Genomic DNA, 9,413 nt, shown 5'->3' with positions numbered 1-9,413 from the left:
TGGTTGTGGGCCAGGCGCACCACCCGGCCGCCGACCCGCAGCTCCACCAGGAACACCTGGTCGTCCATCCAGGTGGAGTCAGTTGGATGATCGCCGGCGTAGGTGGACACCACGGCCCAGCCCGGTCGCTGGAACGCCCGGCCGCTGAAATGGAATCCCTGCGGGGAGTGGCTGAAATCGATGGCCCACAGCGGCGTGTAGGCTCCCGAGGTCAGGTCGATCATGGCGATGGCGTCGGTGTCCGGGTCCTGGAGGATCAGCACCTCCCGACCGAGGACGTCCAGTGCGATATCGCCGTGAGGGCTCTGCCGGTGGAGACCGCGGGCGTTCTGGAGGTCGCGGTCGTAGACCATGACGCCGCACGGAGTGTCGCCGGTGCCCAGTTCGCCGAGGTCGCAGGACACGTCGAACAGCGCGACCACGTAATTGCCCGACGGGCTCATGGTGACGTTGTCGATGTCGCGGTCGCCGGGCAGGTTCCGTACGGCCACGAGCTGGTCCTCCTGCAGGTCATACACCAGCAGGGCCACCGCCATCCAGTCGGTGTTTTCGGCCATGAACGCCCAGTAGCGGCCGTCGGCCGACGCGCTCCCCTCCCAGCGAGTCCAGACCGTGGCCAGGTTGTGCCCCGGCAGGTCGGCGGCGAAGTCGCGCACGGTCTGGCACTCGCCCGTGGCGACGTCGCACGCCACCAGGCGGGTTTCGTCGATGGCGTAGAGCCGGTTCGGGTCGTCGGCATCCCAGCGCGGCTCGGTTCCCGGGTACCAGACCAGACCTTGCGGCTGCAGGGTCGCCGCATCGTACAGGTAGGCCGTGCCGTCGGTCCCCCGGATCAGGATCCGCGTCTCGTCGGCGTTGAAGGCCTGCACCCGGGCGTACTCGGGGACCAGCCCCGCCGACGTGTCGCCCGGGTCGGGATCGGCCACGCGGTCGGTGAGCCGGACGACGCAGGTGTCGAAGACCGGATCGATGTATGGATCCCGGGCGGCTGGCTCGGCCAGCGCCGGCGTCTGCCGGACATCCCGGTCGGTGACCAGCTCCGGCATGTGCCCCGCGCAGATCATCCCGCCGGTCCGGCGGGCCTCGGCGAGCGCACGCACCAGCCCGGACAGGTCTCGGACGTCCAGGACGCCGTTGCCGTTCCAGTCGCCGCAACCGGGGCAGTTGCAGGGCGGGGTCCCCGGCGGGATGTTGCCGATCAGCACATGCTGCAGGATCAGCGCATCGACGACGTTCACGACTCCGTCGCCGTTGATATCGCCCAGGGCGAGGTGGGTCTCGACGGCCGTGTTGGACCAGTCGGACGCGCCGAACCCGTTGGCGGCCTGCACCCGGTAGCTGTAGGTGGTTCCCTCCGTGACGCCGTCGTCCAGGTACGCGGTGACATCAGCCGCCGGTTCCGCCAACAGGGTGAAATCGCCGCCGTCGACGGCCCGCTCAATCCGGAAGAAGTCCTCGTTGTCCGAGTTGTCCGCCCAATCCAGCCGGATGCCCGCCGCGCCGGAAGCGGCCGTGAGTCCCGACGGCGCAGCCGGCGGCGCGCTGCTGAGCGTCGCCCCGGCCTCGTTGGACGGCGCGGAGTTGCATGGCGCCCCGGTGCCGTCGTCGTTGCGGTGTGCCACCACCCGGTAGTTGTAAGCGCCGTCGGACAGGCCGGTGTCGGTCCACGCCGTGACGCCGGCACCCACGGTATGGTAGGTGTTGTTCCAGCCGCCGCCATTGACCTGGCGCTGCACGATGAAGCTGTCCTCGTTCGAGGAGTTGTCCTGCCAGGACAGGGCGATCCGGTGCTGGACCGGATCGGGCGCCGCCTGCAGGCCGCCCGGCGCGACGGCGCATTCGCCCGCGCCGGACCAGCCGCTGAGCCGGGCCATCAGCCACCAGTACGCCCGCCCCTTCTGGCGGCAACTGTCGTAGGTGGTGTGTCCTGCTTCGTCGCCGTGGAATTCGGGATGCTCCACCGGGATGATCTGGCCGCCGTAGCTGTAGGTCGCCTGCTCCCAGGCGTCGGTGGCCGGGTTGAACCACCAGCTGTCCAGGTCGGCGAAGTCGAACAACACCTTGCCGAAGTTCTGGCAATATTGGCGGATCTGCTGGTTGCGCTGGTGCCGGTTGTACCCCTCGGCGCCGATGGCCTGGGCGTTGCCGGTGAAGTAGACGAACCGGACGCCCGGGTACTCGCTCTCGAGCTGGCTCATGGCGTCGAGATAATCCTGGACCTCCGCCGAGCTGTAGTAGTCGAGCTGCGTGCACCACGCCCACATGGAGGCGTTGAGCGCGGCGTTGTGGTCCAGCACGTCGCGGGTGAGATCCAGGCCGTCGGCGGTCTGCCAGTACAGGTCCGGGGTGATGTAATCGCCCGTCTCCTGGCCGTCGAAGATGCAGAGCGCCCCGCTGGTGTCCGGCAGTTCGCACCAGCCCATCTCGACGTCAAAGAGAGGGGTCTCGAGCAGCTCCAGGCCGGTGTTGATCTGGGAGCCGTGCGACGTGTGCGCGTAGTGGACCTTGCGCTGGCTCTTGGCCGTGTTGATGACGCTCTCCGGGATGGCCGACAGGTCCGTGCAGGTGTGGTCGATGACGATCGCCTGCCCGCGAACGCCGTCCGCCCCGGTGGCCAGCCAGCCGACGGCGATCCAGCCGATGATGGCGGTGATCCGTCTCATGATGCCCCTCCTTGTCGCGCGCCGGCCTCCCGCTTTCCGGCTACGGGATCCGCCGGCGGGCCGGTCGATAGTCCCGGATGCGCGCAGACTCACACCGATGGATGAAAGTGTTGACTGATAGTGATTGTAACCGAAGGCGCCGGTGGAGGCAAGCGTCCGGCGGCGGCGGGTGGTCAACTCTCGATGAACTTCCACTCCTGGGGCAGGTCCTCGTACAGGACGCTCTGGTTGCGGCCGTGGTACTTGGCGAAATACATGGCTCGGTCGGCCCGGTTGACCACCTGTTCGGAATCCACCACGCCGTGCTGCCCGGAGACGATGGTGGAGCCGATGCTGACCGCGATCCGCAGCTTGAAGCTGCCGTAGGCGAAGGTGGTCGCTTCGATCGCCTGCCGGATCTTCTCGGAGACGATGTACAGGCTTTCCTTGTCCACGTAGGCGAGAATCAGCACGAATTCCTCGCCGCCGAACCGGCACAGGATGTCCGTGTTCCGGACCGCCCGGCGGGTCACCTCGGCCACCTCCCGCAGGACATGGTCGCCGGCAGCGTGGCCGTAGGCGTCGTTGACCTGTTTGAAGTGATCCAGGTCCATCATGGCCAGCCCGAAGGTTTCGCCAAAACGGATCGCCCGGTGGCACTCCCGCTGCAGCGCGTTGTAGAAGAACCGCCGGTTGCCGCAGCCAGTCAACGGATCGGTCATGGCCATCTTTTCCAGCTGGTCCTTCTCGACGCGCAGCGACTGCAGGCGGTCCCAGAACGACTTCAGGCTCTCCTGGCCGCTGGCCTGGATCTCCTTGGCCAGGTTGTCCATCTCGTTGATGCTGCGCAGGGCGATGCCCACCTGGTCGGCCACGATGTTCAGGAATCGCTGGTCCTTGACGGTGTAGTCGCCTCCGCCCTTCTTGCGGCCCAGCATCAGTAGCCCCCGAGAGCACCCGGCGGCGTGGATGGGCACCGCCAGCCGGAAGTCCGCCACCACCGGGTTGATGGCCAGCGTTGTGGTGCCGTCGGAGTCGCCGGGTCCGAACACGTCGTCGAACCGCTTCTGGTTCAGCAGGGTGAGAAAACTGTCAGGGATGTTGACCCAGTGGGTGGGCACGGTGCGCCCGTCGCGGTCGCGGAAGACGAACAACAGCCATTCAGGGGTCAGCAACCGCAGGGTCAGGCGGGCGGTCAGGTTCATGATCTGCTCGCGGGAGACCGTGTCGCAAAGCTGGGCGGAGTACTTCTCCATCGTCTCGAGCAGGTCGTAGTCGAATTCCTTGTAACGCTGGGTGATGAAGCGGGCCATCAGGCGCTCGGTGTACGGGAACGTCAGGATGGTCATCACCGGGATGATGAGATAGACGTACAGCGGCGACCACCCCGCGGGCCAGATCCACCGCAGGATGACCATGGTCGCCAGGGTCCCGCCCAGCATCACCGCCAGGAGGGCGGCGATGAAGCGAACGCTGCGCCAGATGAGAAAATCGATATCCAAAAGCTGGTACCGCAGGATGGCCACGGCCGTGGACAGCGGCACCAGGATCATGAACGGCGTGGTCACGGTCAGCATGATCCGCTGCACCGGCAGGTCGAAGAGGCGCAGCACCTGGAACGGGATGTAGCTGGCGATCAGGAACGGACCGATACCCGCGACCATCCCCCACAGAAACCACTGCAGCTTGCGACGGGCGCGCAGTGAGCGGACCCAGCGCATGGGCACCGTCAGCCCGTAGACCAGCAGGGCGATGATCGCCGCGCCGTTCAGCCCGATCATGATCCACCAGGCCAACCGGATGACGCCGAGGTAAGCACGGTAGGTCTCGGGATGCACGTAGCGGATGTTGATCACCAGCATGGCGACAATCGCCAGCACCAAGCCCAGCCCCACCATCTGCTGCACCCGCGGCTGCAACTGCTGGCGGAGCGCCTCCTCCTCAGGCAGGATGGCCAGCAGGCGGAAGAACAGCACCGGGGTGATGAAGAAGAAGAACCAGTAGATCAGGCTGGAGGCGTAATCCGTCGGCTGCAGGGTGCCGATGAGCACCGCCAGGCCGGCCTGGGCGACCACGAAGTTCAGGATGGCGGGTGCACCCGGCTTGATCAGGAAGGTGCCCAGGGCGATGACGAGCACCGCCAGGCTGACCACCAGCGCCACCCATGGCAGGAAATCGGGAAACACCGGATCGGGTATCAGGTCGATCTGGACCTGTCGGCCGTCGCGCTCCACCCGGATGTTGTGCCAAGACCCGGCGCGGACGATATCATTGAGCGAGAACAGATGTCCGATGCCGGCCACGGCGAGGCCGTCCACGCTGACGAACCGGTCACCCGCCTGGAACGGCGAACCCGCGGGGGCCTCGGTGACCACCAGCGTGTCGCCCTGCCATTGGGTGGTGAACGGAAGGAACGGATATTGATGCAGGCGGAGATTGGCGTAGATCGTGATGAGGCCTGCGCCCAGAACCAGGATGAGGATCAGTACAAGATGCCACCGCGACAAGCCGAACCCCCTGCCGTAGCCGATCGAGCAGGCATATTGTAACCCGGTCTCCGGCGAAGCGTCAAATGCTTTACTGGTTTGACTTTTTATCGTGACATTTCCGGGCCTGCGGTTGCAGAAATCGTCGGAACATGCTCGGCGTCTCTGCGGCTGGCGCTCCCGCGGACCTCCCGGCCGGCCGTGATGCTGTACACTCCGGCCGGTGTGACGATGAGATGGTCCAGCAGGTGGACGTCGAGTTTGGCCAGCGCGTCGCCCAGCGTGCGGGTCAGATCCAGGTCGTCGCGGGACGGCACGCACTGGCCGCCGGGATGGTTGTGGGCCAGGATCACGCCGGTGGCGCCATGGAGCAGCGCCAGCCGGGCCACTTCGCGCGGATAGACCGGCGCCTGGTTGACCGTGCCTTCAGCGAGCCGGTCGAGGTGCACCAGCTCGTTGCCGGCGTTCAGGAAAATCGCCAGCACGCACTCCCGGGGCTGCGGCCCCAGCTCCAGCCGGACAAAATCCGCGACGTCCTCGGGGGCGCTGATGCGGCAGCCGGACTGCAGCTCCACGGCCAGCGCCCGGGTCATCACCGCGCGCACCAGCGCCAGCAGCAGGTGCGACGACGGGCCCAGACCGGCGATGTCGGCCGTTCCGCTGCGGGGCTGCAGGAAGACGCCGGCCAGCGTGCCGCACCGGCGCAGCAGTTCCCGGGCCGTCGGCTTGGTGTCTTTGCGCGGCACGGCGAATTGCAGCAGAAGCTCCAGGAGTTCGTAGTCGGCGAGCGCGGCGGGGCCGCCGGCGAGAAACCGCTCCCGGAGGCGGACGCGGTGTCCGTCTCTGCCGCCGGTGACGGCCGGTTCGGCCGCCCTGCCCGGTTTCGCCGCTCCCGCCATGCGCGCCTCCCCTGCCGCGGCCGCCGCTCAGAAAATCCCGTGCCCGGCGTTGGACCGGGTGAGCAGGATCTCCGAGTGGAACACGCGGTCCAGGTTCCGATACTGAATGGCCTCAGAGACGCACTCCGCGGTGATCGCCTCCGCCCCGGCCAGGTCGGCGATGGTCCGGGCCACCTTCAGGATCCGGTCGTGGGCGCGCGCCGAGAAGCCCATGGACTGGATCGCCTGCTCCAGCAGCCGCTCGCCCGCCTCGTCCAGCGGGCAGTGCCGGCGGATCTGCGCCGAGCTCATGCCGGCGTTGCAATAGATCCCCTCTCCGGCGAAGCGCGCCATCTGGCGCTCCCGCGCAGCGCAGACTCGCTGGCGGACCGTCCCCGACGGCTCGCCCGCTCCGCGGCCGCGCAGGTCGCGGAAGGAGACGGCGGGCACGTGCACCTGGATGTCGAAGCGGTCCATCAGCGGACCCGAGATGCGCTGCATGTACGTGTGCACCTGGGAGAGGTGGCACTGGCATTTCTCGGTGCCGTAGAAGCCGCAGGGGCACGGGTTCATCGCCGCCACGAGCATGAACCGGGCCGGGAAGGTCAGACTCATGGTGGCCCGGGCGATGGTCACCATCCCGTCCTCCATGGGCTGGCGCAGTACCTCCAGCACGCGGCGCTGGAACTCCGGCAGTTCGTCCAGGAAGAGGACGCCGTTGTGGGCCAGGCTGGCCTCGCCCGGCCGCGGGATCATCCCGCCGCCGATGAGGCCCGCGTGGGAGATGGTGTGGTGGGGGGCCCGGAACGGCCGGCGCCCCACCAGCCCGTCGTCCCGCGACAGCGTGCCCGCCACCGAGTGCACCTTCGTCGTCTCGATGGCCTCGGCGAAGGTCATGCTGGGCAGGATGGTGGGGATCCGCCGGGCGAGCATCGTCTTGCCGGAGCCGGGCGGCCCGATCATGAGGGTGTTGTGGCCGCCGGCCGAGGCCACCTCGAGGGCGCGCTTGGCCTGGGGCTGGCCGCGTACGTCGGCGAAGTCCACCCGGTAGGTGCTGGTCTCGGCCAGGATCCGCTGCCAGTCCACCGCGGCGGGCGTGAACCCGGAGTCGTCCGCGATGAACGCCGCCACGTCCTTCAGGTGGCTCATGCCGAACACCCGCACACCTTCCACCACCGCGGCCTCCCGCACATTCTGCACCGGCAGGATCAGGTCGGGCACACCGGCGTCGCGGGCGGCCACGGCGATGGAGAGCGCCCCCCGGATGGGCCGGATGGTGCCGTCCAGCGACAGCTCCCCGCTCAGCATGCAGCGGGTCAGCCGCCCGCGGTCCTTGATGTCATCCATGGAGCCCATGATCCCCACGGCGATGGGCAGGTCGAACGCCGAGCCCTCCTTGCGCAGGTCGGCGGGCGCCAGGTTGACGGTGATGTTGTCCTCGGGCTCGAGAAAGCCCGAATTTTTAACGGCCGCCAGCACCCGCTCGCGGCTCTCCTTCACGGCCGCGTCGGGCAGCCCCACCGTCATCATCCGCGACTTCGGCCCCGGACAGATGTCCACCTCCACCGTGACCGGATGGGCGTCGAGGCCATACAGCGCGGCGCTGATCACCTGGCAAAGCACGGCCACCTCCTTCCCGGCGCTCTCACCTGATCAAACGGAAGCGCCGCCGCCCTTTCCCGGATCTGTCGGAAATATCCGCCGTGGGAAGGAGATGACCGATTCAATCACTTGGCGATCTGGAAGTTATGCCGACGTCTCATTGCGCTGGCCAGCGGATTTATGCGGGATGCCGTCGCGCCACCCGTCCACGTCCGCCGGCGGAACACCGCGCCAGGCGGCCACCTGGGCCACGATGGCGGCGCGCACCCGGTCGCGCAGCATCCCGGCGTCGCGGGGCGCGAGGCCGGCGGTCGGCACCGGCGGCAGCAACTGGAGGCGGATGTCCTGCACGTCGCCGAACATCCAGCTATGTTTGGGCAGGCAGTCGCTGGAGCCGTCGACGGCGATGGGCAGGACGGGCACGCCGGCCTTGATGGCGAGCAGGAAGGCACCCTCGTTGAACGCTCCGATCCGGCCGTCGCGGGAACGGGTGCCTTCCGGGAAAAAGATCACTGAGCAGCGGTTGGCCAGGGTGCGCCGGGCGGCAAGCAGCGCCCGGGCACCGGAGCGGCGGTCGGCACGGTCCACGGGGATGTCGCCGGCCAGACGCATCATCCAGCCGAGAAGCGGCACCTGGAACAGCGACGCCTTGGCCATCCACTTCATCTCCATGGGGACGTGGCTGATCAGCGGGATGTCCGCCAGCGACTGGTGGTTGCTCACCACCACGTACGGCCGGCGGGGATCGCCGATATGCTCCGTCCCGCCGAGGTGCAGCCGCCAGGTCGGGTTGCTGCGGCCGATGACGTGGCCGATGCGGCGGAAGGTCCAGCCGGTGCGGTAGCGGGCGGGATCCCGTTCCGTCAGCCGGACGATCAACATGGTCGGCCAGCCGATCACCAGGCAGGCGGTGGTGACAAACCAGATCCAGAGGGAGCGCAGGGCGCGCGTCACGGCCGTCCGCCTCCGGCGCCCGCGGGCGGCGCCTCTCGGCCCACGTAGTGGCACGCGACGCCGGCCGGCGTCAGCTCCTCGGCAAACGCGCCGCGCACCTCGGCCAGCCAGTCGGGTGCCAGCACGCGCGACCACCCCGGCCGCCGCAGCAGATCCCGGATTTTCCACGAGTAGTTCAGGCGGTCCAGCAGCACCCGGTCCACCGCCCCATGCAGCCGCCGGGCCAGGTCACGCGGGTCCATGGGCAGCATGGGCCCCACGAAGGCGTAGGTGCGGACGCCGGCCGCTTTCAGCCGGCGCAGCGCGGCCAGGCGCGCCTCGATGGCCGGCGCCCGGGGCTCGGTGACGCGACGGACGGCGTCGTCGCCGGTGGGCACCGACATCCCCACCTCGACGTCCGGCATCCGCCCGAACAGGTCCACGTCGCGGGTCACCAGGGGCGAGCGGGTCAGGACGCTCACGGCGAACGCCGGCGCCTCGGCGAGCGCCTCGAGGCAGCGGCGGGTGATCCGCGCCTCGCGCTCCACGCCCTGGTACGGATCGGTCACCAGGCTCAGCGACACCCGGCCGGGCACGCGACGCCCGAGCTCCCGCCGCAGCACCTCGGGCGCGTTGCTTTTGATGTCCACAAAGGTGCCCCACGGCTCGGTGCGGCCGCGGTAGCGGGCCACGAAATCGGCGTAGCAATAGCGGCAGCCGAACAGGCAACCGAGGTACGGGTTCAGCGAGTAGTCGATCCCGGAGATGCCCGACCGGCTGAGCACCGACTTGACGGTGACCGACCGGATCTCGGGCAGTGGGGACGCAGCGACCATGGTATCCATCCGCTGGCCTCGCCCGGCGGCCGCGAC

The 9,413-nt window shown here is 68.5% G+C and carries 6 protein-coding genes; all 6 read right to left on the bottom strand.

Going from position 1 to position 9,413, the window contains the following annotated elements; translation table 11 throughout:
- Nucleotides 1-2,663: hypothetical protein (locus tag GX414_11120; protein NLI47645.1), on the bottom strand; the 2,663-nt coding region annotated here is incomplete at its 3' end.
- 173 nt (nt 2,664-2,836) lie between these two features.
- Nucleotides 2,837-5,149 carry a diguanylate cyclase gene (locus GX414_11115; protein ID NLI47644.1) on the bottom strand — a complete coding sequence of 771 codons (2,313 nt, stop codon included), beginning with the start codon at nt 5,147-5,149 and terminating at the stop codon, nt 2,837-2,839.
- An 86-nt stretch (nt 5,150-5,235) separates the two neighbouring features.
- The gene (radC, locus tag GX414_11110; protein NLI47643.1) at nt 5,236-6,027 is read right to left on the bottom strand and encodes a DNA repair protein RadC; all 792 of its coding nucleotides are present in this window, start codon (nt 6,025-6,027) and stop codon (nt 5,236-5,238) included.
- A gap of 27 nt (nt 6,028-6,054) precedes the next feature.
- On the bottom strand, nt 6,055-7,629 hold the full coding sequence (locus GX414_11105) for a YifB family Mg chelatase-like AAA ATPase (GenBank protein NLI47642.1): 1,575 nt from the start codon (nt 7,627-7,629) through the stop codon (nt 6,055-6,057).
- A gap of 123 nt (nt 7,630-7,752) precedes the next feature.
- A complete protein-coding gene (locus GX414_11100; GenBank protein NLI47641.1) occupies nt 7,753-8,562 on the bottom strand; it encodes a 1-acyl-sn-glycerol-3-phosphate acyltransferase in 810 nt (269 codons plus the stop codon).
- Nucleotides 8,559-9,377: a radical SAM protein gene (locus GX414_11095; GenBank protein ID NLI47640.1), complete on the bottom strand. Its 819-nt coding sequence runs from the start codon at nt 9,375-9,377 to the stop codon at nt 8,559-8,561. The genes GX414_11100 and GX414_11095 overlap by 4 nt, the downstream gene beginning before the upstream one ends.
- Nucleotides 9,378-9,413 lie beyond the last annotated feature (36 nt).

The organism is Acidobacteriota bacterium, assembly GCA_012517875.1.
Classification (GTDB): Bacteria; Acidobacteriota; JAAYUB01; order JAAYUB01; family JAAYUB01; genus JAAYUB01.
The sequence above is the reverse complement of the archived record's forward strand: the minus strand, read 5'-3'. Positions and strand labels throughout refer to the sequence as shown.